Genomic DNA, 24639 nt, shown 5'->3' on the forward strand with positions numbered 1-24639 from the left:
CGAACTTCGCGGTCCGAACGAACCGCCGAACGAAACGGCCGGGCCACCGGCCGGCCGCGCGCCACCCCGTCAGCCTCCCTCGCGCGCCAGCGCGCGCCGCGCGGCCGGCCGTTCGGCCTCGCGCTGCGCATGAGCGGTCCATGCGGAATGCCGCGTCATGTCGAGCCCGATCGCGACGCCCCAGCGATACAGCACGAGCAGGAACGGATCGACGATCGAATGCGCGCCCGGCTCCGCCCACGTGCGGCCGTCGGCCAGCAGGGCTTCGATCGACGCGTTCGCGGCCTCGATCGTGCTGCGTCCGTGTGCGCTGATCGCGCCGTGCAGCGCCGGATCGTCGATGAAGCGGGCCGGCCGCCACAGCGCGCCGTAGCCGACGCCGTGCACCCAGCCGACCAGCCAGGCGAGCCATTCGTGGCACCGCGCCTCGCGTAGCGGATCGTCGAGCGGCAGCAATTGCGCATCCGGATGGCGGCGCGCGAGATACGTGAGGATCGCCGGCGTTTCGGTCAGCACGCGCGGCTCGCCCGGAATCGCGAGCACGGGCACGCGCGCTTTCGGGTTGATCGCGAGATAGCGCGCGTCGAGGTTCTGCCGCTCGCGCACGGACACGATCTCGACGTCGAACGGCGCGCCGGTTTCCTCCAGCGCGATGTGGGCGGCGAGCGAGCAGGCGCCCGGCGAAAGATAGAGACGATAGGCGTTCATGGTGGTGTGCGCGACGGGCTGTGGAAGACGGCACCGAGTGTAGGAACGCATGCCGGTGCGCGACAAACGATGAATTGTCGTGCTCGGACATTAGTGTTACTAATACCCGAATGCGACGCATCCACCTCCCTCCGCTGCAGACGCTGCGCGCGTTCGAAGCCGCCGTGCGGCTGCAGAGCTTCACGCGCGCGGCCGACGAGCTCGCGCTCACGCAAGGCGCGGTCAGCCAGCACATCCGCGCGCTCGAGGCGCAGCTCGGCTACCCGCTGTTCACGCGCGAACGCAACGGCGCGACGCCGACGCACGCCGCGCATGCACTCGCACTGCAGGTGCGCCAGGGCCTGAGCGTGCTCGAACGCGCGTTCGAGCCGACGCTGGCGGTGCGCCGCCCGCGCACCTGCGACGTGACGTTGAACGTGAGCGTGCTGCCGAGCGTCGCCGAGCGCTGGCTCGCGCCGCGCCTGCCGCGCTTCTCGGCCGCGCATCCGCACATCTCGATCGTGCTGCATCCGACTGTCGCGCTCGCGCCGCTGCGCAAGCGCGACCGCATCGACGTCGCGCTGCGCTACGGGCCCGGCACGTGGCCCGGCGTCGTCGCCGAGAAGCTGATGAACGAGACGATCTTCCCGGTCGCGAGCCCCGCGTACCGCAATCGCGACGGCGTCGCCCCGCGCACGCCGGCCGACCTCGTGCGCGCGACGCTGCTGCGCCATCCCGCGCAGCCGTGGGAACCGTGGTTCCAGGCCGCGCGGCTCGACCTCACCGAATCCGCACGCGCGCCGCGCTTCGCCGATACGAACGCGCTGATCGACGCGGCGCTGCAAGGCCGAGGCGTCGCGCTCGCGCGCCGCTCGCTGATCGAGCCCGAACTCGCGGACGGCACGCTCGTGCGCGTGTCCACGGTGCGCATCGCCGACGTGTACGCGCACTACGTCGTGTGGCGCCCCGGCCATCCCTGCGAAGCGGCGATCCGCACGTGGCTCGACTGGCTGCGCAGCGAAGTGCGGCGCAGGACGCCGCGGCGCTGACGCCGATGCCGACGCTCACGCGCGCATCGGCATCGCCACCTTGTCGAGCGTGATCGGCAGATCGCGCACCCGCACCCCGGTCGCGTGATAGACCGCATTGGCGATCGCGGCCGGCACGCCGGTGATGCCGATCTCGCCGATGCCGCGAATGCCGAGCGGATTGAAATGCGTGTCGCTTTCGTCGACGAAAGTCACGTCGAGCTCGCCGATGTCCGCGTTCACGGGGACGTGATATTCGGCGAGATTCGCGTTCGTGAAGCGGCCGTGCCGCACGTCGAGATGCGAGCCTTCCTCGAGCGCGGTGCCGAGCCCCCACACCATCCCGCCGATCAGCTGGCTGCGCGCCGTTTTCGCGTTGAGCAGGCGGCCGACGCTGTAGACGCCGACGATGCGCGGTACGCGAATCGTGCCGAGTTCGGCGTCGACGTGCACTTCGGCAAACACCGCGCCGAACGAATGGGACGCATAGCGCGACTTCTCGTCGCCCGGCTTCGTCGTCGCCTGCGCGTCGATCGGCTGGCCGCCCGCACGCGCGATCACCGCCGCGGCCGGATCGCGCCGCGACACCTCGCCGCGATGCACGACCCAGCCGTTGTCGACCGTCACGTCATCGGCCGCGGCGCCGTGCAGCGGCGACCCGGGATCGGCGATCGCCAGCGCGATCAGCTTCGCGCGCGCCTGCAGCGCGGCCTCGCGCACGGCGGGCGCCACGCTCGCCGCCGACTGCGAGCCGCCCGATACCGGCGCGCGCGGCAGGCTCGAATCGCCGAGCGCGAAGCGTACGTTCCGCGGCGCGAAACCGAGCGCATCGGCCGCGACTTGCGTCATCACCGTATAGGTGCCGGTGCCGATGTCCTGCGTGCCCGACGCGACTTCGGCCGTGCCGTCCGGCAGGATGCGCGCCCGCGCCGACGCTTCGCTGCGGTTCGCCGGATACGTGGCGGCCGCCATCCCGAGGCCGATCAGCGTGTCGCCGTCGCGCATCGTGCGCGTCGCGCCGGTGCGGCGCGACCAGCCGAAGCGTCGCGCGCCGAGCGCGTAGCATTCGCGCAACTCGTTGCTCGACCACGGCTTGCCGTCCTGCGGATCGACCGCCGCGTAATTCGCGAGCCGCAGCGCGACCGGGTCCATGCCGAGTTGCCATGCGAGCTCGTCCATCGCCGATTCGAGCGCGAACGAGCCCGACGCCTCGCCGGGCGCACGCATGAACGTCGGCGTGCCGACGTTCAGCGACACGATCCGGTGCGTGGTCGCGTGATTCGGCACCGCGTACATGATCCGCGACGGCATCCCGCACATTTCCATCCAGTCCTCGAACGTCGACGTGGTGGCGATCGTGTCGTGGCGCATCGCGGTCAACGTGCCGTCCTGGCGGGCGGCCAGCACGATGCGCTGTTCTGTGAACGGCCGCCCGCCGACCGGGCCGAACATCTGCGGCCGCGTCAACGCGAGGCGAACCGGACGCCCCACCTGCTTCGCGGCCATCGCGCACAACGACACGTGCGACCACGACGAACCCTTGCAGCCGAAGCCGCCGCCGAGAAACGGCGAAATCACGCGCACGTGTTCCGGTGCGATGCCGAACACGGCGGCCACTGCCGTGCTCGCGCCCGACACGCCCTGCGTCGCATCGTGCAGCGTGAGCGTCGGGCCGTCCCAGCGCGCCATCGTCGCGTGCGGCTCGATCGGGTTGTGGTGCTGCATCGGCGTCGTATAGGTCGCGTCGATGCGCACCGTGCCTTCGCGCAGGCCCGCATCGACGTCGCCGCGCTGCGTATCCATCGGGCGGCCCTGCTGCTTCGGCGGCACGCGCGCGCCGCGCTTCGCCTGCGCGAAATCCGCGACGGCATCGGTCGCGCGATAGCGCACCTGCACGGCATGGGCGGCGTCGGTCGCCTGCTCGAGCGTTTCGGCGACGACGACCGCGACGGGTTCGTTGCTGTAGCGCACCGTGTCGTCCTGCAGCAACGTGAGACGGCGCCCGGCCGGCGGCGACAGCGGCGGCTTGCCGCCGTTGGGCAGCCGCATCGCGTTCTCGTGCGTGATCACGAGCAGCACGCCCGGCATCGCGCGGGCGCGCGCCGCATCGATCGACTCGATGCGCCCGGATGCGATCGTGCTCGTGACGAGCACCGCGTGCGCGAGCCGCGCATCGGAGAATTCGGCCGCGTAGTGCGCGCCGCCCGTCACCTTCAGTACACCGTCGACCCGGTCGAGCGGTTGTCCCGTCATCGTGTTCATGCGGCACCTCCCGTCGTGGCAGCGGCCGTTTCGACCGCACGGACGATCGCCCGCTGCGCGAGCGCGATCTTGAATCCATTGCCGTCGAGCGGCCGCGCATCGCGCAACGCCAGCGCGGCCGCCTCGCGCAGCGTCGCGTCGGTCGGCGTGCGGCCAACGAGATGCGCTTCCGCTTCCGTCGCACGCAACGGCTTGTGCGCGACGCCGCCGAGCGCGATCCGCGCGTCGGCGATACGCGAGCCGTCCATCCGCAGGGCGGCCGCGACCGACACCAGCGCGAACGCGTAGCTCGCGCGATCGCGCACCTTCAGATAGTGCGCATGGTCGGCAAAGCGCGGCGGCGGCAAGTCCACCGCGGTGATCAGTTCGCCCGCTTCGAGCGTCGTGTCGAGATCGGGACGATCGCCCGGCAAGCGGTGAAACGACGCGATCGGAATCTGCCGTGCACCGCGCGGGCCGCTCACCTGCACGACCGCGTCGAGCGCGGCGAGCGCGACGCTCATGTCCGACGGGTTCACCGCCACGCACTGCGGGCTGGCGCCGAGGATCGCGTGCATCCGGTTGTGGCCGCCGATCGCCGCGCAGCCGCTGCCCGGCTCGCGCTTGTTGCATTGCGCGAACGCGGGATCGTAGAAATACGGGCAGCGCGTACGCTGCATCAGGTTGCCGCCGACGGTCGCCATGTTGCGCAATTGCGCGGACGCGCCGGCGAGCAGCGCCTGCGACAGCAGCGGATAGTCGGCGCGCACGCGCGGATGATCGGCCGCATCGCTGTTGCGCACGAGCGCGCCGATGCGCACGCCGCCGCCGGGCAGCGCATCGACCGTATCGAGGCCCGCGATGCGCGTGATGTCGATGAGCGCGACGGGCCGCGCGACGCCGCCCTTCATCAGGTCGAGCAGGTTCGTGCCGCCGCCGATGAAGGCCGCGCCGGGCCGCTGCGCCGCGCGCATGGCGCCGGCAACGTCGGTCGCGCGTTCGTAGGAGATTGCTTCCATGGCGGTGCCCTCCGTCGGCTAGCCGTGCGCCGCATGCGCGGCGCGCACGGCGGCGACGATGTTCGGGTACGCGCCGCAGCGGCACAGGTTGCCGCTCATGCGCTCGCGGATCTCGTCGTCCGACAGCTGCGCGGGCCGGCGCCGCACGTCGTCGGTGGCGGCGCTCCCGGCCCCCGCCGCGAACTCGTCGAGCAGCGCGGTCGCCGAGCAGAGCTGGCCGGACGTGCAGTAGCCGCACTGGAACGCATCGCATTCGACGAACGCGCGCTGCACCGGGCTCAGCACGCCGCCGCGCGCCAGCCCTTCGACGGTCGTGATCCGCGCGCCTTCGTGCATCACGGCGAGGGTCAGGCAAGCGTTGATGCGCCGCCCGTCGACGAGCACCGTGCACGCGCCGCACTGCCCGCGATCGCAGCCCTTCTTCGTGCCCGTGAGGCCCGCGTATTCGCGCAGTGCGTCGAGCAGCGTGACGCGCGGTTCGAGCTGCAGCGTGTACGCGCGCCCGTTGATGTCGAGATGCACGGGCCGCGCCGGCACCGTATCGCGACGGGGCGCGGCCGGCGTGGACGCCGCGTGCGGCGGCTGCGGATGAACGTGCGATGTGGCGCCGACGGTCGCGGCCGCCGCCGCGGATTGCAGGAAACGGCGCCGCGCGGCGCTGGACGGCGTATCGTGCGGCAACGGCGGCGGCGCCGCCGAACGGCCGGGCCCGAGCGGCGACGGGGCAGCGTCGCGCGCCGGTTCGGCAGACGGGGAATCGGATCGATCGCTGGACATGGCTTCTGCTCGCTCCGTGGTTGATGGACGCGGACGTGCGCCGCGTGCCCGGATGGCAGCGCGGTCGGCACGCGCATCGGCAAAGAGCAATTCGGGTGCCGCGAAACGGCGCGGGCCGCATGCAGGTGCGGCGCCGGCCACCGTGCGCGGCGCGCACCGGGCGGCAGACGGGCCGAGCCGGCGGCGATCGCGCGTCCATGACGCCACGCTGACGCGCGGCTGGCCGCTTGCTGACGAAGCGGCAATAACGCCCGATTTTTGCGTGCGGCCGGCTGCGCATCGGTCGGAAGTTGCCGGTCGCATGTGCGATGCCGCGCATGGCGCCCGCATCGCCGCGGCCGGGTCGCGGCGTCGCGCGCCGTGTAAATGCGCGCAGCATCCGCCTCTGCTGGAAAATTCCGCCATGCGTACCGGTGGATCGCCGCGACCGCGGTCAGCCTGACGAAACCATTTCGCGATCACGCCGGAATCGCAAACGATTCACCGAAACGTCGCATCGCGGCGGCATACTCGAAAACGTTTCCCGATCAGCCTGCCAGGAGAGAAGTCATGCGTCGCGTTTCCGTCGCCGTGGTTCTGTGTGCCGCCGTGTTCGTCGCCGCGTGCAGCGACGACGCACCGCACGACGCCAACGTGACCGACGCCACGCCGCAGGCCGGCGCGTCGAGCGGCGCCGCCAGCGCATTCAACAGCGACGCGACCGCGAACGCCGCCGCATCCGATGCCGCGCCGCTCGCGCCGCCCGTCGTGCACTACCCGCCCGATGACGACGACGATGCGAAGCCCACCGCGAATGCAGCCGCGTCGAGCGCCGCCGCGTCGTCGCCGGGCTGATCCCGCCGCCGCGTGATAGGAGTCGGATCTGTTCAGGCAGAGCAGTGGGCGCTCGCGTCGAGCCGCCCCTGACATGACGTAACGGTCGGCGACGGCGCGAACGGCACGGGGGCGCGCCGCTTCGCGGGCCACGTCGGGCACGGCCGGCCGAGCGATTCGGGCCTGGCCGCCGTCAGCCCCGCCCGCGCATGGCAAGCGCGCCGGCCCGCCATGCCGCGACAGCCACCGCGCGGCATGCGCCGCGCAACCGGCCCGTCAGACCGCGTGCGCGAGCGCGCGATCGACGAGCGCGGCCTCGAAGCCGTCGTCCGCGTCGCGAAAACGCAGCGGCGCCGCGCAATGCACCAGCGTGTCGATGAAGTATTTCGCGCGCGGCCACGGCCCGAAGCCGGCCGCCGTGTTGATGTGCCCGGCATCGCCGAGGTTCACGAACGCGCTGCCCAGACGCTGCGCGAGCGTGCGCGCATCGGCGAGCGGCATCCACGGATCGGTCTCGCTGCCGATCACGATCGACGGCACCGCGAGCCGGCGCGCGTCGAACGGCCCGGCAAACGTGAATTTCTTCGGGCTGGCCGGCGCGACGAACAGCACGCCCGCGACATCGCCCACGTGCGGCCACTGCGCGAGCGCATGCGCGGTCGCGAGGCAGCCGAAGCTGTGCGCGGCGAGCACGAACGGGCCGCGCTCGCGATCGAGCAGCGCGCGCACCGCTTGCGCCCAGCCCGCGAGATCGGGCGCATCCCAGTCGTGCTGCTCGACACGCAACGAGCGCGGGAACTGTCGCTCGAGCCAGGTCTGCCAGTGGGCGCCTTCGCTGCCGTGCAGGCCCGGGACGGTGACGAGCCGCGGCGGCCACGCCGATTTGCTGCATGCGCGCATGATTGCCCTCGCTTGCTTGAAGACGAGGTTCGATTGTGGCGTCGGGTACGCCGCGGCCGAACCAATATTTTGTGCTTTGCTTTTGCGCGGCGCGGTGACCGGCCGCGGCCCGCGCCGGGCGCATGGCCCGCACCGGGGGCGCAATGTGCCGCGAAACCGTAGAATGTGGGCTTCCCGTCCGCTTCACACGGAACCGGTCCCCGCGCCGACGCGCCGGGCCAGTCGTCAGGAGTCGCCCGATGTCCGCTACGTCCGCCGGCGCGCCGCGCCCGGCTTCGCTCGCCGTTCCCGTGACGCGCCTCGCCGGCGCGCGCGCCGTCACGCAATGAAGATCCTGTTCCATTCACCGCATCAGGAAGCCGGCGCCTGGCGCGACGAGATCGCGCGGGCGCTGCCGGAAGCCGAACTGCGCGCGTGGCAGCCGGGCGATACGGCCGCCGCCGACTACGCGCTCGTGTGGCGCGCACCGCGCGAGTTCTTCACGCCGCGCGACGGCCTGCGCGCGATCTTCAACCTCGGCGCGGGCGTCGACGCGCTGCTCGCGCTCGAGCACGCGCATCCGGGCACGCTGCCCGCGCACGTGCCGCTCGTGCGGCTCGAAGATTCGGGCATGGCGCGGCAGATGGTCGAATACGTGACGCACGCGGTGCTGCGCTACCTGCGCCGCTTCGACGAATACGACCTGCAACAGCGCGAACGCCGCTGGCAGCCGCTCGAACCGCATGCGCGCACGAGCTTCACCGTCGCGGTCCTCGGCCTCGGCGTGCTCGGCGCCGCGGTCGCCCGCGCGCTCGCCGCGCTCGGCCTGCCGGTGCGCGGCTACAGCCGCAGTGCGAAGCAGCTCGACGGCATCGCGACCTTCGCCGGCGACGGCGCGTTCGACGCGTGCATCGACGGCGCGAAGGTGCTCGTCAACCTGCTGCCGAGCACGCGCGACACCGACGGCATCCTGTCGGCGCGCGCATTCGCGCGGCTCGCACGCGGCGCGTACGTCGTCAACGTCGCGCGCGGCGCCCATCTCGTCGAAGCCGACCTGCTCGACGCGCTCGCGAGCGGCCAGGTCGCCGCGGCCACGCTCGACGTGTTCCAGCACGAACCGCTGCCGGACGACCATCCGTTCTGGCAAGCGCCGCGCATCACGATCACGCCGCACAGCTCGGCCGAGACGCTGCGCGCGGAAGCCGTCGAGCAGATCGCCGGCAAGATCCGCGCGTTCGAGCGCGGCGCGCCCGTCAGCGGCATCGTCGACTACGCGCGCGGCTACTGAATTCCGCCCTACACAAAATTGGAGACAACCATGACGTTCCCCACCGCCGTCAAGATCGTCGAAGTCGGGCCGCGCGACGGCCTGCAGAACGAGAAGACCTTCGTGCCCACCGACGTGAAGATCGCGCTCGTCGACCGGCTGTCGCGCGCCGGCTTCCGCAACGTCGAGGCCGCGTCGTTCGTGTCGCCGAAATGGGTGCCGCAGATGGCCGACGGCGCCGACGTGATGGCCGGCATCGAGCGCCGCGCGGGCACCGTGTACTCGGTGCTCACGCCGAACCTGAAGGGCTTCGAGAACGCAGTCGCCGCCCGCGCGGACGAAGTCGTGATCTTCGGCGCGGCGAGCGAAGCCTTCTCGCAGCGGAACATCAACTGCAGCATCGCCGAGAGCATCGCGCGCTTCGAGCCCGTCGCGAAGGCCGCGAAGGACGCGGGCCTGCGGCTGCGCGGCAGCGTGTCGTGCGCGCTCGGCTGCCCGTACCAGGGCGAGGTGCCGGTCGCGTCGGTCGTCGACGTCGTCGAGCGGTTCGCCGCGCTCGGCTGCGACGAGATCGACATCGCCGACACGATCGGCGTCGGCACGCCCAAGCGTACGCGCGAGGTGCTCGCGGCGGTCACGCGCGTGTTCCCGCGCGAACGCCTGTCGGGCCACTTCCACGATACCTACGGACAGGCGCTCGCGAACATCTACGCGGCGCTGTTCGAAGGGATCGAGATCTTCCACGCGTCGGTCGCGGGCCTCGGCGGCTGCCCGTACGCGAAGGGCGCGACCGGCAACGTCGCGACCGAGGACGTGCTGTACCTGATGCAGGGCCTCGGCATCGAGACCGGCATCGATCTCGCGCAGGTCGTCGCGGCCGGCGACTTCATCTCGAACGCGATCGGCCGCGCGAACGTGTCGCGCGCCGGTCGTGCCCTGCTTGCCAAGGCGCAGAGCGCGGCCGACGTCGCGAACTGCGTCTGATCACGCCATTCCACGGATCCTCCACATGACCACACCCGCTTCATTCGATTCCCTGCCCGATTCCGCGCGACGCGTCGCGCTGCTGCTGCGCGAGCGCGGCCATGCGAAAGGCATCGTGATGCTCGCCGAAACCGGCAAGACGTCGGCCGAGGCCGCGGCCGGGCTCGGCTGCTCGGTCGCGCAGATCGCGAAGTCGATCCTGTTTCGCCGGCAGGCCGACGGCGTGCCCGTGCTGGTGATCGCGAGCGGCGTGAACCGCGTCGACGAGCAGAAGGTCGCCGCGCAGGTCGGCCCGGTCGGCCGTGCGGACGCGAAGTTCGTGCGCGACAACACCGGCTATGCGATCGGCGGCGTGTGCCCGATCGGCCATCTGGTCGAACCCGTCACACTGATCGACGCCGACCTGCTCGCGCTCGACAGCCTGTGGGCCGCCGCCGGCCATCCGCACGCGGTGTTCAACCTGTCGCCGCACGAACTCGTGTCGCTGACGGGCGCGCCGGTCGCGGACGTCGCGTTGCGGGAGCCGGCATGAGCGACGCGACGATGCCGGTCGCCACGGTCGCGTCGCCGTGCACCGACGTCTGCCGGATCGATCCGCGCACCGACTGGTGCGCGGGCTGCCTGCGCACGCGCGGCGAGATCAAGGGATGGCGTGCGTCGGACGACGACGCGAGGCGCGCGCTGCTCGCGCGGCTGGACGCGCGGCGGCGGCTGATCGCGGGCAGCGAGACATAAAAAAAAGCCGTTCAGCCTCACGGGCGAACGGCATCGAGATCGGAATCCTGTGAACGTGATCAACGTCACAGCCCGCATCATACGAGCGACGCGGGCGCATCGCATCGGGTGTTTCCCTACAGCTTCTTACAGCGCTTTTCGCGGACGCGCGCGACGTCCGAGCGACGTCATTTCGCAGGCAAGCTTCACGCGCGACACGCGCATTCGACGCGCCGCGGCGTGACCGCGCCGCCGCGACGAATCCTCTGACCGTTTCAGTTGCCGACCGCCGTGCGACGGGCCGGCACGATGCGCCAGCCGAGGTTCACGCCGGCCGCCGCGAGCAGGATCAGCAGCGCGCCGAACACCTGCGTCCACGCGAGCGTCTGCCCGAACGCGACGCGATCGACGGCGATCGCGACGACCGGATAGACGAACGACAGCGCGCCCGTCATCGCGGTCGGCAGCTTCTGGACCGCGCCGTACAGCAGCACGTACATCAGCCCCGTGTTGACGATGCCGAGCACGATCAGGTCGGCCCATTGCCCGGCCGTCGCCGGCAACGTGTCGAAGTGCGCGAACGGCGCGAGCAGCAGGATGCCGAGGCCGACCTGCAGCAGCGCGAGCAGATGCGGCGGCGTGCCCTTCAGGTGCTTCGTGATGATCGACGAGATCGCATACAGGAACGCCGCGCCGAGCGACAGCGCGACGCCTTCCAGGTATTCGCCGGGCACCGCGAGCACGGCCGGTTCGACGCGCACCACGAACACGAGCCCGGCAAACGCGAGCGCGAGCCACGCGAGCGTCGACGCGGTGATCCGCTCGCGGAACACGATGGCGCCGAGCGCGACGAGCATGAAGGGTTGCGTGTTGTAGACGGCGGTCGCCATCGAGATCGACGCACGCGAATAGGCGGCGAACAGCAGCAGCCAGTTCGCGACGATCGCGAGGCTGCCGAGCATCGTGAGCACGAGCATCCGCGGCGAGAACAGCGAGCGGCGCAGGAAGCCGAACGCCGCGCAGACGATCGCGAGCGTCGCCGTGCCGAACACGCAGCGGAAGAACACGACATTGGTCAGCGGCTGCTGCGACGACATCACGAGCCAGCCGATCGTGCCGGACATCAGCATCGCGACGATCATCTCGGCGGCGCCGCGGCGAATTTCATTCGAGGCCATCATGAACTCCGTTGGAGAGCGGGGATGAGTCCGATTCTAGAAACTTGCTTTCGCCGAAACCACGGCTAAACTGAAGCGAAACAGCCGATTGACCTTCGAAAGCAAAGCGATCATGCCGAAACGCCTTTCTCCGCCCGCCGTCGCGTCGCTCGACGCGACCGACCGCGCGATCGTCGCCGCGCTGGCCGACGACGCCCGCATCGCGACCAGCGAACTCGCGCGGCAGATCGGGCTGTCGGCGCCCGCGACCGCCGACCGCGTGCGCCGGCTCGAGGCGCAAGGCGTGATCGCCGCGTTCACCGTCGAGCTCGACCCGCGCGCGCTCGGCTACACGCTGCAGGCGATCGTCCGCGTGAAGCCGCTGCCGGGCCAGCTGCATCTGGTGGAGGAGTTGCTGCGGCGGATTCCCGAATTCGTCGAATGCGACAAGGTGACCGGCGACGACTGCTTCATCTGCCGGCTCTACCTGCGCACGATCGAGCACCTCGACGACATCCTGTCGAAGGTGACGGAGCGCGCGGAGACGAGCACCGCGATCGTGAAGTCGACGCCCGTGCCGCGCCGCCTGCCGCCGCTCGTCGAGGACGACCACGCGCACCGCTGAGCCGCGCGCGGCGCATGTCATCGAGCCGCGGCGGCGCGCACCGTCGGGCCGCCGGCGGCACGCGCCGCCCGCCCACCCCGTCACGCGGCCGCGTCGCGCGCGTCGAAGAACGCGAGCAATTCGTCGATCAGCGCGACGGGCGCCTCTTCCGGAATGTAGTGCCCGCAATCGAGTGCGCGGCCGCTGACGTCGCGCGCGACGCGGCGCCACTCGTCGAGCGGATCGAAGCAGCGGCCGACGACGCCCTGCGCGCCCCACAGCACGCGCAGCGGGCACGCGATCTTGTTGCCGCGTTCGAGATCCGCACGATCGTGCTCGAGATCGATCGTCGCCGATGCGCGATAGTCCTCGCACATCGCATGCACGGCGCCCGGCTGCGCGAGCGCCGCCCGGTACGCGTCGAGCGCCTCCGGTGCGAACGGCGCCAGCCCGGCCGACCGGTTGCCCATCACGCGCTCGACGTACGCATCGGTGTGCGCGCCGATCAGCGTCTCCGGCAGCGGCTCGGGCTGGATCAGGAAGAACCAGTGGAAATACGCGGTCGCGAACGCGCGATCGGTTTTCTCGTACATCGCGAGCGTCGGCGCGATGTCGAGCAGCATCATCCGCTCGACGGCCTCCGCGTGATCGAGCGCGAGCCGGTGCGCGACCCGCGCGCCGCGATCGTGCGCGCACACGTGGAACTGCTCGAAGCCGAAATGCCGCATCACGGCGACCTGGTCGGCCGCCATCGCCCGTTTCGAATACGGCGCATGCCGCGCGTCGCTCGGCGGCCGGCCCGATGCGCCGTAGCCGCGCAGGTCGGTGGCGATCACGGTGAAGTGATTCGCGAGCGTCGCGGCGACGCGATGCCAGATCATGTGGGTCTGCGGATGGCCGTGCAGCAACAGCAGCGGCGGCCCCGCGCCTCCTTTGACACCGAAAATGTCGGTGTCCTGCACCGTCACGCGAAACGGTGCAAACGCCTCAAACGACATGGTTTGTTTCTCGTTGGTTTGTTATGGCGGCTATTTTATGGGCGCCGGCGCGTCTTCACAGCGAGGCAAGCACGCGAAACCATAGAAAGAGAACACTCACTCGATTGCCGGCACACCGCGGAGTTTGTTAAGCTCGCGTAGAATCGCACGACCGTTCGTATTAATATGATCGAACGCGCTCGGCCGCTACACTCGAATCACCGTCCGACCGCAACGCCCCGGAGACTGGAGACATCACATGGCATTGCCCACCGTCCTGCAGAACCTGACGCTGCCCGTCATCGCGTCGCCAATGTTCATCGTCAGCTACCCCGAACTCGTGCTCGCGCAATGCAAGGCGGGCATCGTCGGTTCGTTCCCCGCGCTCAATGCGCGTCCGGCCGAATTACTGGACGAGTGGCTCACGCAGATCCAGTCGGAACTCGCCGACCACAAGGCGAAACACCCCGATGCGGTGATCGGCCCGATCGCGGTCAACCAGATCGTCCACCAGTCGAACGCGCGGCTCGAGCACGACGTGCGCGTGTGCGTCGAGCACAAGGTGCCGATCTTCATCACGAGCCTGCGTGCGCCGGCGCGCGAGATCGTCGACGCGGTGCACGGCTACGGCGGCATCGTGCTGCACGACGTGATCAACCTGCGCCACGCGCAGAAGGCGCTCGAAGCAGGCGTCGACGGGCTGATCCTCGTCGCGGCCGGCGCCGGCGGCCACGCGGGCACGACGTCGCCGTTCGCGCTGGTCGGCGAAGTCCGCAAGATCTTCGACGGCCCGATCGTGCTGTCCGGCTCGATCGCGAACGGCGGCTCGATCCTCGCCGCGCAGGCGATGGGCGCGGACTTCGCGTACATGGGCACGCGTTTCATCGCGACGCAGGAAGCGCACGCGATCGACGACTACAAGCACGCGATCCTGAACGCGAAATCGTCGGACATCATCTACACGAACCTCTTCACGGGCGTGCACGGCAACTACATCCGCGAGAGCATCGAGAAGGCCGGCCTCGATCCGGACGCGTTGCCGGAATCGGACAAGACCAAGATGAATTTCGGCAGCGACAAGACGAAGGCGTGGAAGGACATCTGGGGCGCCGGCCAGGGCGTCGGCCTGATGGACGATCTGCCGAGCGTGAGCGCGCTCGTCGAGCGGCTCAAGCGCGAATACGACGACGCGAAGGCGCGGCTCGGCATCCCGCGCTGACGGATGCGGCGGCCATCGCGGCCGCCATCGACACGAGCATCGTCGATGCCAAACGAAAAGCGCGAACCGGCAGCGGTTCGCGCTTTTTCATTGCCCCGCCGCGGCGGACGACGCGGCTCAGACCGCGCGCTTCATCCGCGTGATCGGCAGCACGCGCAGGTGCGATTCGATCGACGGGCACAGCGACTGCCCTTCGAAACGCGCGGCCAGGAAATCGACGAAAGAGCGTACCTTCGCGGACACGTGGCGACGGCTCGCATACACCGCATAGATCGGCGCCTCGTGCGGCGGCACCGAATCGAGCAGCACCGGCACGAGCCGGCCCGACTCGATGTCGTCGCCGACCACTTCGGTGCCGAGCAGCGCGATGCCCGCGCCGGCGAGCACGGCCGCGCGCAGCCCTTCGAGATGGTTCACGATCAGGTTGCCGTTCAGGCTCACGCGCGACGCGGCGGCCGCATCGATCACCAGCGAATCGAGCATCGTCGAATTCGAATCGCGCCGCAGGTAGTTGTGGTTCGCGAGATCGGCGATCGTCTGCGGCGTGCCGCGCTTCTCGAGATACTCGGGCGACGCGACCAGCAGGATGTGCGCGGTCGCGATCTGGCGTGCGACCAGCGACGACGATTTCAATCCGTTCGGCGCCGCGCGCACCGCGACGTCATAGCCTTCCTCGATCAGGTCGACCACGCGATCGGACAGCGTCATGTCGACGGTCACGTCCGGGAACCGGCCCGCATAATCGGTGACGGCCTGCATCACGTGCCGCAGCCCGAACGCGGACAGCGACGTCACGCGCAGCCTGCCCTGCGGCACCACGCTCGCGGCGCCGACGGCCTGGCCGGCTTCGTCGAGTTCGGACAGCGCCTGCACGAGGCGCTCGTAGTATTCGCGTCCCGCCTCGGTCGGCGCGACGCGTCGTGTCGTGCGATGCAGCAACCGCGCGCCGAGCTGCTGCTCGAGGTGCATCACGTGCTTGCTCGCCATCGCCGCCGACATCTGCATGCGCTCCGCCGCGCCGACGAAGCTGCCCACTTCGACGACGTAGCGAAACACATTCATGCTGACGAGGGTATCCATCGAACTAGCTCGCAATCCCGGGGAATCAACCAATTACGAGATAGGGTAACAAAGGCGAGGAAACAGAAAGGTCAAGAAAGGCAAAACGGCGCCGCGGGTGGCGGCGCCGCTTCGGGCCGGAAATGACGGCCGGGAAAACATGCAGCCGGCACGCGCGATTCACGCACGCGGCCGGCGCGCCGATTGCACGCGCGCGTCAGAACTTCGCGCGAATGCCCGCGCCGAACGTGTTGCCGGTCGACAGGCCGCTGATGTGGTCGTTCATGTAGGCGGCGTAGATGTCGGTGCGCTTGGACAGCGGGTAGTCGTAGCCGACGGCCCAGGTCTGGCGCGTCTGGTCGAGGCCGCCCGCGTCGCGCGAGTACGCATACGACGCCATCGCGTTGCCCACGCCGATCGGCACCGACACGCCGCCCTGCGCAGTATTCACGTGCCAGCTGCCCGCGACCTGGTCGTTCTTCGTATACATGTACTGGCCGAACAGCTTCACGAGCTTCAGGTCGTAGGTCGCGCCGACCAGCGCGATGCCCTGGCTCTTCATGCCGGTCACGAGCGCGCTCAGGTCCTGCGGGCCGTTGTTGAAGTTCACGTACTGATACACGGCGGTCGCCGCGAACGGGCCGTTCGCGTAGTTGAACTGCGCGCTCCACTTCTTCGAGCGGTTGTCGCCGGCCTGGTTGCCGAGCGCGTACATCGCGCCGAAATTCAGGCCACCGAACGAAGGCGACGTGTACCCCACCGCGTTATTCCAGCCCGAATCGCCGACCGCGCCCTGGTCGCTCGGATAGGTCGGGAACGTGCCGAGGCCGAGGAACACGTGGTACACCATCGGCGAGAAGGTGTACGAGTCGTAGAACGGGTTGAACAGGATCGTCGACAGGAACAGGTGCGTCGTCAGGCGGCCTGCCGTCACCGTGCCGTACGGCGAGCTGATGCCGACGTACGCATTGCGTGCGAAGAACGTGTCGCCCTGGAAGCGGCCGTACTGGCCGTTCTGCGCACGGAAGAAGCTCTCCAGCGTGAAGATCGCCTGGTAGCCGTCGCCGAGATCCTCGGCGCCGTGCAGGCCCCAGTACGACGTCGACATCCCGCCGCCCGACACGTTCCAAGCACGATCGCCGCCCGGGAACTTGGTGGCGCCGACCCATTCGTCAACCTGCCCGTAGAGCGAGACGCTCGACTGCGCATGGACGGGTGCGGCGGCCGCCACGCAGGCGGCTGCGGCGATCAGCTTGACGGACGTGCGCGACGCACGACGGGCGAATGCTTTCATGGGATCTCCAGGTTTTGTCGGATAGTCGATAAGTGGCGCGAGCGTTGTTTTTTGGAGCCGAGTGCTTGCGTCGTATGGGGCGCAGCCATCTTTACGGATCATTCGTCCGGTCAAAATTGCGCACACTTATTGCGGGTATAGCGCCGGCATTAACTTCGCGGCATGTATCCATGGCCGGATGCACGGCGGCGGCCCGCCGCGAATGCGGTCGCACCGGCGGGCGGCGGCGCGGCATGCGCGTACCGGGCGCGAAAGATAGCGCAATGCGGCGGGAAAATCAGCGGAAATCTGCGCGCGACTGTGGCGAATTCGCATCAGCCGGCGAGGGGCTGAGCGCGGGGCGCTCAGTTTCGGTAGAACGGGGAGAAAGAAGGCGAGTGCGCAGGCTCTTCCTGCGAGCGGGGCGGCGGCATCGGGCGACCGCCGCGCTCCTCGTTGTAGCGCGCGACGTCGGCGCGGATCGAGCCGGCCCGCAGCGGGACGTTGCCGCCGCCCGGCGGGCGCGGCATCTGGCGCACTTCGGCGCTGATCGGCCGATACGGGCTTTGCGCGGCGTAATGGCCGTACGACGGCGTCGGGCGCAGCCCCCAGCGGGAACCGGCGCCGCTCACGCCGCCGGGACGCACGCCGGCAGGCGGCGGAACGCGACGCCAGACCGGACCGCCGCCGGGGCCACCGGCCGGCTGACCGTACGCGCGCATGTCGCCGCCGCCGAAGCCGTGGCCACCGAACCCGTGACCGCCATGGGGCGGCTGGGCCAGCGCGAGCGGCATCAGCAGCGCGCCGAGCACGCCCGCCACCCATCGTCCGATCTTCCGTTTCACCCGTTCCGTCATCGTTCCGTGCCCATCGACGCCCGCGGTCGGTTCCTTTCGGCCGACCCAAGGCTTTCAGCAGTAATTTATGAGCGGGCGGAAAGTGTGTCGAGCCAAAAAGTGTTATGTCGCCGGCATCGGTGTAACACCATGTTACTGCTAGGTTTTTTCGCTTCGGCACGCGGTCGCGACAGAACATTCTTCTGCGGTTTTGCGCGGGGCCGGGTGGACGCGGCAGCCCTCATTGCATGCAATCGATTCATCAATCGATTCGCACAATGAATTTGTCTGGTGAATCGTCAACCGGGACAATAACGCGATCCGCGCGCGACGCGCGCCTTCGCCGCTTCCGAACCGAGTCCCCCGATGGCCCGTCCCCGTTTTCTCCCCGACAACTTCACGCTCGCGCTCGTCGGCACCGTCGTGCTCGCGAGCCTGCTGCCCTGCCGCGGCCCGGCCGCCCATGCGTTCAACTGGGCGACCAACATCGCCGTCGGCCTGCTGTTTTTCCTGCACGGCGCGAAACTGTCGCGCGAAGCCGTCATCGCCGGCGCGACCCACTGGCGACTGCACGCGGTCGTGCTGCTCAGCACGTTCGCACTGTTCCCGCTGCTCGGCCTCGCGTTGAAACCGGTGCTGCAGCCGCTCGTCACGCCGACGTTGTATGCGGGCGTGCTGTTCCTGTGCACGCTGCCGTCGACGGTCCAGTCGTCGATCGCGTTCACGTCGATCGCGAAGGGCAACGTGCCGGCCGCCGTGTGCGCGGCATCGGCGTCGAGCCTGCTCGGGATCTTCGTCACGCCGGCGCTCGTCGGCCTGATGATCACGTCGCAGTCGGCCGCGACCGCGTCGCCGTGGAGCACCGTGGGCAGCATCGTGATGCAGCTGCTCGTGCCGTTCATCGCCGGCCAGTTGCTGCGGCCCGTGATCGGCGGCTGGATCGACCGCAATCGCGGCGTGCTGCGCTTCGTCGACCAGGGCTCGATCCTGCTGGTCGTCTACGTCGCGTTCAGCGAGGCCGTCAACGAGGGGCTGTGGCACCAGATTCCGCCGCGCGCGCTCGGCGGCCTGCTCGTCGTCAACCTCGTGTTGCTCGCGATCGCGCTGCTGCTGACCGCGTTCGTCAGCAAGCGGCTCGGCTTCAACCGCGCCGACCAGATCACGATCATCTTCTGCGGATCGAAGAAGAGCCTCGCGGCCGGCGTGCCGATGGCGAAGGTGATCTTCTCGGCGAACGCGGTCGGTGCGATCGTGCTGCCGCTGATGCTGTTCCACCAGATCCAGCTCATGGCGTGCGCGGCGCTCGCGCAGCGCTGGGGCGCGCGCGACACGAGCGGCGAGCGCGACGAAGGCGGCACGGCAGCCGCGTCCGGCGCGCTGAGCGCGGGCAAGCGCTGACGCACCCGGGCGCGCGATGGCCGTCGCTGGCGGCTGTCCGCTTTCCGCCTCCCGCTTTCCGTCCACCTCCCCTTCCAGTCCCGCCCCGATGCGCGTCCCGCTCGATGCACCGGCAACGCCTGTCGTGTCACGAAATCTTCATTCAATTCTCCGCCAGCGGTGCCGATAAGCCGGTCGTCCCGTCGATCCGGCTGCCCTCGCCCATGCCCGCGCCCTCCTCCGATTCCGCTGCCCCCCGCACCACGCGCCTGATCGCGGACCGCGCGCTCGCCGCCGTTTTCCAGCCGATCGTCGACCTCGGGTCCGGCACGGTCGTCGGTTACGAAGGGCTGATCCGCGGCCCGCGCGGCACCGACCTCGAGCCGCCCGCCGCGCTGTTCGCGCAGGCCGCGCGCGAAGGCGAGACCATCGCGCTCGAACGGGCCGCCGCGCTCACCTGCCTCGACGCGTTCGCGGCGCTCGGCTGCGACGGCAAGCTGTTCCTCAATTTCAGCGCGGGCACGATCCTCACGCTCGCCAGCGAACGCGAGCGCGCACGCCAGTTCCTCGGCCGCGCGCAAATCGGCGCCGAACGCATCGTGATCGAGCTCACCGAGCAGAACGCGATTCCCGATCTCGCGGACATCGGACCGGCGGTCGCGACGCTGCGCGACGCCGGCATCCAGTTCGCGCTCGACGACTACGGCACCGCGAACGCGAGCATGAACCTGTGGCTGCGCCTGCACCCGGACGTCGTGAAGATCGATCGCTTCTTCATCCACGACATCGCGCACGACCCGCTCAAGTTCGAGGCCGTGAGGGCCATGCAGCACTTCGCGCAAGCGAGCGGCGCGAAGCTGATCGCGGAAGGCATCGAGAACGAATGCGACCTGATCGTCGTGCGCGACATGGGCATCTGCTGCGTGCAGGGCTTCCTGCTCGGCCGGCCGAACGCGCAGCCGTCGCCGGTGGTCGCGCCGGCCGCGCGCGACGCGATCCGCGCGCCGCACATCGCGGTGTTTCCCGGCGTGACGCGCGCGGTGCGGCCGGCCGGCACGATCGCCGGGAAGATGCTCGTGCCCGCCCCGGCGCTGCCGCGCGACGCGACCAGTAACGACGTGCTCGACCTGTTCAACCGGATGCCCGATCTGCATGCGGTCGCGCTCGTCGAGCGCGGGCGGCCCATCGCGCTCGTGAATCGCCGCGGCTTCATCGACCGTTTCGCGCTGCCGTATCACCGCGAGGTGTTCGGGAAGAAGCCGTGCCTGCAGTTCGCGAACGATGCGCCGCTGATGATCGACAACGCAACCACGTTCGAGCAGCTCGCGACGCTGCTCGCGCGCCACGACCAGCGCTATCTCGCGGACGGCTTCGTGATCACCGAACACGGCCGCTATGTCGGGCTCGGCACCGGCGAGAGCCTCGTGCGCACGGTGACCGAGATGCGCATCGAGGCCGCGCGCTACGCGAATCCGCTGACGTTCCTGCCCGGCAACATCCCGATCAGCGCGCACATCGACCGCCTGCTTCAGCGCGACGCCGGCTTTCACGCGTGCTACGTCGACCTGAACCAGTTCAAGCCGTTCAACGACCAGTACGGCTACTGGCAGGGCGACGAAGTGCTGAAGTTCGCCGCGACGGTGCTGGCCGGCGTGTGCGATCCGCAGCGCGACTTTCTCGGCCACGTCGGCGGCGACGATTTCCTCGTGCTGTTCCAGCGCGACGACTGGCGCGAGCGCGCCGCCGACGCGATCGCACGCTTCAACGACGGCGCGCAACGCTTCTACACGCAGGCCGACCGGCAGGCGGGCGGGCTGCGCGGCGAGGACCGCCACGGCAACCCGGCGTTCTTCGGCTTCGTGACGATGGCGATCGGCGCGGTCGGCGTGCCGGCCGGCGCGCACGGCGCGCAACGCTACGGCAGCGACGAGATCGCATCGGTCGCCGCGCTCGCGAAGCGGCGGGCGAAGCAGCAGCCTGACGGGCTCGCGGTCGTCGATCTCGATGCCGGCCGCGCCGCGCTGCGCGATCGCGGCGAACCGCCGGCCGCGGCGATAGCGGCGGGCTGAAGGCGCACAGGCGTCGGGCGCACCGGCAACGTCCGTGCACCGACCGACCCGCCCGGTGCCCGTCCGGCGCGTGGTCGGGCTGTGGCGCGGCGGCGCCTCGTCGACGCACGCGCAGGCAGCAAGGTGCCGCGCCCTCGCGCTGACCTGCGCACCCGCCGCCACCGCGCGTTGCCGCGCCCCGCCGGCGCTAGTGGACATCCGCACACCAACCTTGCCTTTTTCGTGTTTTGTTTAGTATTTTTAGTAACGGTGTTTTCGCAGATTAGCGGCTAAAACCCCGTTATTTGCGGGTATTCCCCGGTTATCCGACCCGAATTCCGCAGCGCGTTTTACTATACAATCGCCTCCACCCTAAACAAACCGGACCCCTAACGATGGGTACGACCATTCGCGACGTGGCGCGGGCGGCTGAGGTCTCGATCGGCACCGTCTCCCGCGCGCTGAAAAACCAGCCCGGCCTGTCCGAAGCCACGCGCGCGCGCATCGTCGAGATCGCCCGGCAGCTCGGTTACGATCCCGCCCAGCTGCGGCCGCGCATCCGCCGGCTCACCTTTCTGCTGCACCGCCAGCACAACCGCTTTCCCGCAAGCCCGTTCTTCTCGCACGTGCTGCACGGCGTCGAGGACGCCTGCCGCGAGCGCGGCATCGTGCCGACGTTGCTCACGGTCGGCCCGAACGACGACGTGCTGCGCCAGATGCGCCCGCATGCGCCCGATGCGATCGCGGTCGCCGGCTTCATCGAGCCCGAGACGATCGAGGCGCTCGCCGCCACCGGCCGGCCCCTCGTGCTGATCGACCTGTGGGCGCCCGGGCTGCGTTCGGTCAACATCGACAACGCGACGGGCGCGGCGCTCGCGATGCGCCACCTGCTCGCCAGCGGCCGCTCGCGAATCGCGTTCATCGGCGGCTCGGCCGCGCACTACAGCATCGCGCAGCGCGCGATCGGCTACCGGCGCGCGTTCTTCGAAGCCGGGCGATTGTTCGATCCCGCATACGAAGTGACGATCGACGCGGGGCTCGACCCCGACACGGGCGCCGCGCGTGCGATGGAGCAACTGCTCGACGCGCCCGGCCCGCGCCCCGACGCCGTGTTCGCGTACAACGACGCGGCCGCGCTGGCCGCGCAGCGCGTGTGCATCGCGCGCGGCCTGCGGATTCCGGACGACATCGCGATCGTCGGCTTCGACGACATCCCGGCCGCCGCGCACGCGAACCCGCCGCTCACGACGCTCGCGGTCGACAAGGAAGCGCTCGGCCGCCGCGGCGTCGAACTGCTGCTCGCGGAATCGCCCGAGCGCACCGAGATCTCCCTGCCCGTCGCGCTGATCGTGCGGGCCAGCAGCCAGCCCGCCGGCTCACCGGCATTCGATACCGCCACGGTCCAAGAGTCATGAACATGCCCCCGGTCCACTCCCGCGCCGCCGCGCCGGCCAGCCACGCGCAAGCGGCACCGTTCGTCGCGAGCTTTCGCGACCCGTCGTTCCTGCTGTCGCACATCGAAGACACGCTGCGCTTCTACGCGACGAACGCATTCGACCCGACGGGCGGCTTCTACCATTACTTCCGCGACGACGGCAGCATCTACAACCGCACGTCGCGCCACCTCGTCAGCACCTGCCGGTTCGTCTTCAACTACGCGATGGCGTACCGCCATTTCGGCGATCCGCGCCACCTCGACTACGCGCGCCACGGGCTGCGCTTCCTGCGCGACGCGCACTGGGACGACGCGCTGCAGGGCTACGACTGGGAGCTCGACTGGCGCGACGGCGCGAAGCACGCGACGCTCGACGGCACGCGCCACTGCTACGGCCTCGCGTTCGTGCTGCTCGCGGCCGCGCACGCGACGATGGCCGGCATCGACGAAGCGCGCCCGCTGATCGCGTCGACCTACGAGCTCGCCGAGCACCGCTTCTGGGATGCGGCCGCGGGCCTCTACGCGGACGATGCGACGCCGAACTGGAACGTGTCGTCGTATCGCGGCCAGAACGCGAACATGCACATGACGGAAGCGCTGCTCGCCGCGTACGAGGCGACCGGCCATCTGACGTACCTCGATCGCGCGGAAAAGCTCGCGTCCCACATCACGCAGCGCCAGGCCGCGCTGTCGGGCGGGCTCGTGTGGGAGCACTACCATGCGGACTGGTCGATCGACTGGGATTACAACAAGGAAGACAGCTCGAACATCTTCCGGCCGTGGGGCTTCCAGCCCGGGCACCAGACCGAATGGGCGAAGCTGCTGCTGATCCTCGAGCGGCACCGCCCGCTCGACTGGCTCGCGCCGCGCGCGGCCGAGCTGTTCGACGCGGCGCTCACGCACGCGTGGGACGCGGATCACGGCGGCCTCTGCTACGGCTTCGGCCCCGACTTCACGATCTGCGACCACAACAAGTATTTCTGGGTGCAGGCGGAAACCTTCGCGGCGGCCGCGATGCTAGGCGCGCGCACCGGCAGCGAGCGCTTCTGGGACTGGTACGACGAGATCTGGCGCTACAGCTGGGCGCACTTCGTCGATCACCGCTACGGCGCGTGGTACCGGATCCTCACCTGCGACAACCGCAAGTACAGCGACGAGAAGAGTCCGGCCGGCAAGACCGACTATCACACGATGGGCGCCTGCTACGACGTGCTCGCGACCCTCGCGCGCATGCAACGCAGCGAGCCGACGCAATGAGCGGCGCCACGTTTCCGGCTTTCGTGTCGGCGGGCGACATCCTGACCGACATGGTGCGCGCGGGCGACGCGCAGTGGACGTCGGTGCCGGGCGGCGCCGGCTGGAACGTCGCGCGCGCGGTCGCGCGGCTCGGCATACCGAGCGCGCTCGCCGGCTCGATCGGCGAAGACTGCTTCTCCGACGTGCTGTGGCGCACGAGCGAAGCGGCCGGGCTCGACCTGCGCTTCCTGCAGCGCGTCGCGCGGCCGCCGCTGCTCGCGATCGTTCACGAGACGCGCCCGCCCGCGTACTTCTTCATCGGCGAAGCGAGCGCCGATCTCGCGTTCGATCCCGCGCGGCTGCCGGCCGGCTGGGCCGAGCACGTGCAATGGGCGCATTTCGGCTGCATCAGCCTCGTGCGCGAACCGCTCGCGGGCACGCTGGCCGCGCTCGCGGCCGACCTGCACGCGCGCGGCGTGAAGATCAGCTTCGACCCGAACGTGCGGAACCTGATGACGGCCGCATACCGGCCGACGCTGGAGAAGATGGCCGCGCTCGCCGACCTGATCAAGGTGTCCGACGAAGACCTGCGGCACCTGTTCGGCGGCGACGGCCCCGACGCGATCGCGGCGGTGCGCGCGCTGAACCCGCGGGCGGCCGTGCTCGTCACGCGCGGTGCGCAGGCGGCGACGCTCCACGCGGACGGCGACGTGCACGAGGCCAGTCCGCCGCGAGTCGAGGTGGCCGACACCGTCGGCGCGGGCGACGCGTCGATCGGCGGCCTGCTGTTCAGCCTGATGGCCGCGCCGCAGCGCGGCTGGCGCGAGCATCTCGCGTTCGCGCTGGCGGCCGGCGCCGCCGCGTGCCGGCACACGGGCGCGCACGCGCCGACGCTCGACGAGGTCGTCGCGCTGCTCGAAGGTTGAACAGGTGTTGAAGGGACGCGCAGGCAGGTGACCGGTCGCTGATCGGTCACCGATAAACCGCGTTCACCATGCTGCGCCGCAGT

23 protein-coding genes are annotated in these 24639 nt (G+C 69.9%); 13 read left to right on the forward strand and 10 right to left on the reverse strand.

Annotated elements, in window-relative coordinates; genetic code table 11:
- Positions 1 to 69 precede the first annotated feature (69 nt).
- A complete protein-coding gene (locus CFB81_RS15215) occupies positions 70 to 708 on the reverse strand; it encodes a glutathione S-transferase family protein (RefSeq protein ID WP_089435711.1) in 639 nt (212 codons plus the stop codon).
- A gap of 110 nt (positions 709 to 818) precedes the next feature.
- Here CFB81_RS15215 and CFB81_RS15220 point away from each other — a divergent pair, with 110 nt between their 5' ends.
- On the forward strand, positions 819 to 1736 hold the full coding sequence (locus tag CFB81_RS15220; protein ID WP_089435712.1) for a LysR substrate-binding domain-containing protein: 918 nt from the start codon (positions 819 to 821) through the stop codon (positions 1734 to 1736).
- A gap of 15 nt (positions 1737 to 1751) precedes the next feature.
- Here the strand turns inward: CFB81_RS15220 and CFB81_RS15225 are convergent, their stop codons facing one another.
- The 3 genes from CFB81_RS15225 to CFB81_RS15235 are packed head-to-tail and all read right to left on the reverse strand — an operon-like array spanning position 1752 to position 5752.
- Complete coding sequence (locus tag CFB81_RS15225) at positions 1752 to 3977, reverse strand: xanthine dehydrogenase family protein molybdopterin-binding subunit (RefSeq protein ID WP_089435713.1); 2226 nt, start codon at positions 3975 to 3977, stop codon at positions 1752 to 1754.
- Positions 3974 to 4975, reverse strand: coding sequence for a xanthine dehydrogenase family protein subunit M (locus CFB81_RS15230; RefSeq protein ID WP_089435714.1), 1002 nt, complete (start codon positions 4973 to 4975; stop codon positions 3974 to 3976). Before CFB81_RS15230 ends, CFB81_RS15225 begins: the two co-directional genes overlap by 4 nt.
- A gap of 18 nt (positions 4976 to 4993) precedes the next feature.
- A complete protein-coding gene (locus CFB81_RS15235) occupies positions 4994 to 5752 on the reverse strand; it encodes a (2Fe-2S)-binding protein (RefSeq protein WP_089435715.1) in 759 nt (252 codons plus the stop codon).
- Between the two features lie 549 nt (positions 5753 to 6301).
- On the opposite strand from CFB81_RS15235, the gene CFB81_RS15240 reads away from it, so the two are divergent.
- Positions 6302 to 6586, forward strand: coding sequence for a hypothetical protein (locus tag CFB81_RS15240; protein ID WP_089435716.1), 285 nt, complete (start codon positions 6302 to 6304; stop codon positions 6584 to 6586).
- A gap of 255 nt (positions 6587 to 6841) precedes the next feature.
- On the opposite strand, the gene CFB81_RS15245 is transcribed toward CFB81_RS15240, so the two are convergent.
- Positions 6842 to 7465: an alpha/beta hydrolase gene (locus tag CFB81_RS15245; protein WP_069620153.1), complete on the reverse strand. Its 624-nt coding sequence runs from the start codon at positions 7463 to 7465 to the stop codon at positions 6842 to 6844.
- Positions 7466 to 7790: 325 nt separating this feature from the next.
- On the opposite strand from CFB81_RS15245, the gene CFB81_RS15250 reads away from it, so the two are divergent.
- Genes CFB81_RS15250 through CFB81_RS15265 form a run of 4 tightly spaced genes read left to right on the forward strand, consistent with a single transcriptional unit; the run spans position 7791 to position 10430 of the window.
- Complete coding sequence (locus tag CFB81_RS15250) at positions 7791 to 8732, forward strand: glyoxylate/hydroxypyruvate reductase A (protein WP_089435717.1); 942 nt, start codon at positions 7791 to 7793, stop codon at positions 8730 to 8732.
- A gap of 30 nt (positions 8733 to 8762) precedes the next feature.
- On the forward strand, positions 8763 to 9695 hold the full coding sequence (locus tag CFB81_RS15255; protein ID WP_069620151.1) for a hydroxymethylglutaryl-CoA lyase: 933 nt from the start codon (positions 8763 to 8765) through the stop codon (positions 9693 to 9695).
- Between the two features lie 25 nt (positions 9696 to 9720).
- The gene (locus tag CFB81_RS15260; RefSeq protein WP_089435718.1) at positions 9721 to 10227 is read left to right on the forward strand and encodes a YbaK/EbsC family protein; all 507 of its coding nucleotides are present in this window, start codon (positions 9721 to 9723) and stop codon (positions 10225 to 10227) included.
- The gene (locus tag CFB81_RS15265; protein WP_089435719.1) at positions 10224 to 10430 is read left to right on the forward strand and encodes a DUF1289 domain-containing protein; all 207 of its coding nucleotides are present in this window, start codon (positions 10224 to 10226) and stop codon (positions 10428 to 10430) included. The genes CFB81_RS15260 and CFB81_RS15265 overlap by 4 nt, the downstream gene beginning before the upstream one ends.
- Before the next feature lie 254 nt (positions 10431 to 10684).
- Here CFB81_RS15265 and CFB81_RS15270 read toward each other — a convergent pair whose 3' ends face one another.
- Positions 10685 to 11587: a DMT family transporter gene (locus CFB81_RS15270; protein ID WP_089435857.1), complete on the reverse strand. Its 903-nt coding sequence runs from the start codon at positions 11585 to 11587 to the stop codon at positions 10685 to 10687.
- A 112-nt stretch (positions 11588 to 11699) separates the two neighbouring features.
- On the opposite strand from CFB81_RS15270, the gene CFB81_RS15275 reads away from it, so the two are divergent.
- The gene (locus CFB81_RS15275; protein WP_050014344.1) at positions 11700 to 12191 is read left to right on the forward strand and encodes an Lrp/AsnC family transcriptional regulator; all 492 of its coding nucleotides are present in this window, start codon (positions 11700 to 11702) and stop codon (positions 12189 to 12191) included.
- Positions 12192 to 12271: 80 nt separating this feature from the next.
- Here CFB81_RS15275 and CFB81_RS15280 read toward each other — a convergent pair whose 3' ends face one another.
- Positions 12272 to 13168, reverse strand: coding sequence for an alpha/beta fold hydrolase (locus CFB81_RS15280; protein ID WP_089435720.1), 897 nt, complete (start codon positions 13166 to 13168; stop codon positions 12272 to 12274).
- A gap of 238 nt (positions 13169 to 13406) precedes the next feature.
- Here CFB81_RS15280 and CFB81_RS15285 point away from each other — a divergent pair, with 238 nt between their 5' ends.
- Positions 13407 to 14366 (forward strand): nitronate monooxygenase family protein, encoded by a 960-nt coding sequence (locus CFB81_RS15285; protein ID WP_069620146.1) that lies wholly within the window; start codon positions 13407 to 13409, stop codon positions 14364 to 14366.
- Between the two features lie 117 nt (positions 14367 to 14483).
- Here the strand turns inward: CFB81_RS15285 and CFB81_RS15290 are convergent, their stop codons facing one another.
- The 3 genes from CFB81_RS15290 to CFB81_RS15300 all read right to left on the reverse strand — a co-directional run bounded on the left by CFB81_RS15290 (position 14484) and on the right by CFB81_RS15300 (position 17555).
- Positions 14484 to 15446, reverse strand: a complete 963-nt coding sequence (locus CFB81_RS15290; RefSeq protein ID WP_069620145.1) for a LysR family transcriptional regulator — start codon at positions 15444 to 15446, stop codon at positions 14484 to 14486.
- Between the two features lie 196 nt (positions 15447 to 15642).
- A complete protein-coding gene (locus tag CFB81_RS15295; protein WP_089435721.1) occupies positions 15643 to 16719 on the reverse strand; it encodes a porin in 1077 nt (358 codons plus the stop codon).
- Positions 16720 to 17063: 344 nt separating this feature from the next.
- Entirely contained in the window at positions 17064 to 17555 is a 492-nt protein-coding gene (locus CFB81_RS15300) for a peptide-binding protein (RefSeq protein WP_069620143.1), read from the reverse strand.
- A 345-nt stretch (positions 17556 to 17900) separates the two neighbouring features.
- Here CFB81_RS15300 and CFB81_RS15305 point away from each other — a divergent pair, with 345 nt between their 5' ends.
- The 5 genes from CFB81_RS15305 to CFB81_RS15330 all read left to right on the forward strand — a co-directional run bounded on the left by CFB81_RS15305 (position 17901) and on the right by CFB81_RS15330 (position 24556).
- Complete coding sequence (locus tag CFB81_RS15305) at positions 17901 to 18932, forward strand: bile acid:sodium symporter family protein (protein ID WP_089435722.1); 1032 nt, start codon at positions 17901 to 17903, stop codon at positions 18930 to 18932.
- 203 nt (positions 18933 to 19135) lie between these two features.
- Positions 19136 to 20980: an EAL domain-containing protein gene (locus CFB81_RS15310; RefSeq protein WP_089435858.1), complete on the forward strand. Its 1845-nt coding sequence runs from the start codon at positions 19136 to 19138 to the stop codon at positions 20978 to 20980.
- 374 nt (positions 20981 to 21354) lie between these two features.
- Positions 21355 to 22374 (forward strand): LacI family DNA-binding transcriptional regulator, encoded by a 1020-nt coding sequence (locus CFB81_RS15320; protein ID WP_069620141.1) that lies wholly within the window; start codon positions 21355 to 21357, stop codon positions 22372 to 22374.
- Positions 22371 to 23651 (forward strand): AGE family epimerase/isomerase, encoded by a 1281-nt coding sequence (locus CFB81_RS15325; RefSeq protein ID WP_069620140.1) that lies wholly within the window; start codon positions 22371 to 22373, stop codon positions 23649 to 23651. The genes CFB81_RS15320 and CFB81_RS15325 overlap by 4 nt, the downstream gene beginning before the upstream one ends.
- Positions 23648 to 24556 carry a carbohydrate kinase gene (locus CFB81_RS15330; RefSeq protein ID WP_069620139.1) on the forward strand — a complete coding sequence of 303 codons (909 nt, stop codon included), beginning with the start codon at positions 23648 to 23650 and terminating at the stop codon, positions 24554 to 24556. Before CFB81_RS15325 ends, CFB81_RS15330 begins: the two co-directional genes overlap by 4 nt.
- The last annotated feature ends 83 nt before the right edge of the window (positions 24557 to 24639 follow it).

Source organism: Burkholderia sp. AU28863 (genome assembly GCF_002223195.1).
Classification (GTDB): Bacteria; Pseudomonadota; Gammaproteobacteria; order Burkholderiales; family Burkholderiaceae; genus Burkholderia; species Burkholderia sola.

Bases quoted from the DNA above. Each gene is read 5' to 3' on its own strand.
- CFB81_RS15215 (WP_089435711.1), bottom strand. From the start codon at position 708: ATGAACGCCTATCGTCTCTATCTTTCGCCGGGCGCCTGCTCGCTCGCC.
- CFB81_RS15220 (WP_089435712.1), top strand. From the start codon at position 819: ATGCGACGCATCCACCTCCCTCCGCTGCAGACGCTGCGCGCGTTCGAA.
- CFB81_RS15225 (WP_089435713.1), bottom strand. From the start codon at position 3,977: ATGAACACGATGACGGGACAACCGCTCGACCGGGTCGACGGTGTACTG.
- CFB81_RS15230 (WP_089435714.1), bottom strand. From the start codon at position 4,975: ATGGAAGCAATCTCCTACGAACGCGCGACCGACGTTGCCGGCGCCATG.
- CFB81_RS15235 (WP_089435715.1), bottom strand. From the start codon at position 5,752: ATGTCCAGCGATCGATCCGATTCCCCGTCTGCCGAACCGGCGCGCGAC.
- CFB81_RS15240 (WP_089435716.1), top strand. From the start codon at position 6,302: ATGCGTCGCGTTTCCGTCGCCGTGGTTCTGTGTGCCGCCGTGTTCGTC.
- CFB81_RS15245 (WP_069620153.1), bottom strand. From the start codon at position 7,465: ATGCGCGCATGCAGCAAATCGGCGTGGCCGCCGCGGCTCGTCACCGTC.
- CFB81_RS15250 (WP_089435717.1), top strand. From the start codon at position 7,791: ATGAAGATCCTGTTCCATTCACCGCATCAGGAAGCCGGCGCCTGGCGC.
- CFB81_RS15255 (WP_069620151.1), top strand. From the start codon at position 8,763: ATGACGTTCCCCACCGCCGTCAAGATCGTCGAAGTCGGGCCGCGCGAC.
- CFB81_RS15260 (WP_089435718.1), top strand. From the start codon at position 9,721: ATGACCACACCCGCTTCATTCGATTCCCTGCCCGATTCCGCGCGACGC.
- CFB81_RS15265 (WP_089435719.1), top strand. From the start codon at position 10,224: ATGAGCGACGCGACGATGCCGGTCGCCACGGTCGCGTCGCCGTGCACC.
- CFB81_RS15270 (WP_089435857.1), bottom strand. From the start codon at position 11,587: ATGGCCTCGAATGAAATTCGCCGCGGCGCCGCCGAGATGATCGTCGCG.
- CFB81_RS15275 (WP_050014344.1), top strand. From the start codon at position 11,700: ATGCCGAAACGCCTTTCTCCGCCCGCCGTCGCGTCGCTCGACGCGACC.
- CFB81_RS15280 (WP_089435720.1), bottom strand. From the start codon at position 13,168: ATGTCGTTTGAGGCGTTTGCACCGTTTCGCGTGACGGTGCAGGACACC.
- CFB81_RS15285 (WP_069620146.1), top strand. From the start codon at position 13,407: ATGGCATTGCCCACCGTCCTGCAGAACCTGACGCTGCCCGTCATCGCG.
- CFB81_RS15290 (WP_069620145.1), bottom strand. From the start codon at position 15,446: ATGGATACCCTCGTCAGCATGAATGTGTTTCGCTACGTCGTCGAAGTG.
- CFB81_RS15295 (WP_089435721.1), bottom strand. From the start codon at position 16,719: ATGAAAGCATTCGCCCGTCGTGCGTCGCGCACGTCCGTCAAGCTGATC.
- CFB81_RS15300 (WP_069620143.1), bottom strand. From the start codon at position 17,555: ATGACGGAACGGGTGAAACGGAAGATCGGACGATGGGTGGCGGGCGTG.
- CFB81_RS15305 (WP_089435722.1), top strand. From the start codon at position 17,901: ATGGCCCGTCCCCGTTTTCTCCCCGACAACTTCACGCTCGCGCTCGTC.
- CFB81_RS15310 (WP_089435858.1), top strand. From the start codon at position 19,136: ATGCCCGCGCCCTCCTCCGATTCCGCTGCCCCCCGCACCACGCGCCTG.
- CFB81_RS15320 (WP_069620141.1), top strand. From the start codon at position 21,355: ATGGGTACGACCATTCGCGACGTGGCGCGGGCGGCTGAGGTCTCGATC.
- CFB81_RS15325 (WP_069620140.1), top strand. From the start codon at position 22,371: ATGAACATGCCCCCGGTCCACTCCCGCGCCGCCGCGCCGGCCAGCCAC.
- CFB81_RS15330 (WP_069620139.1), top strand. From the start codon at position 23,648: ATGAGCGGCGCCACGTTTCCGGCTTTCGTGTCGGCGGGCGACATCCTG.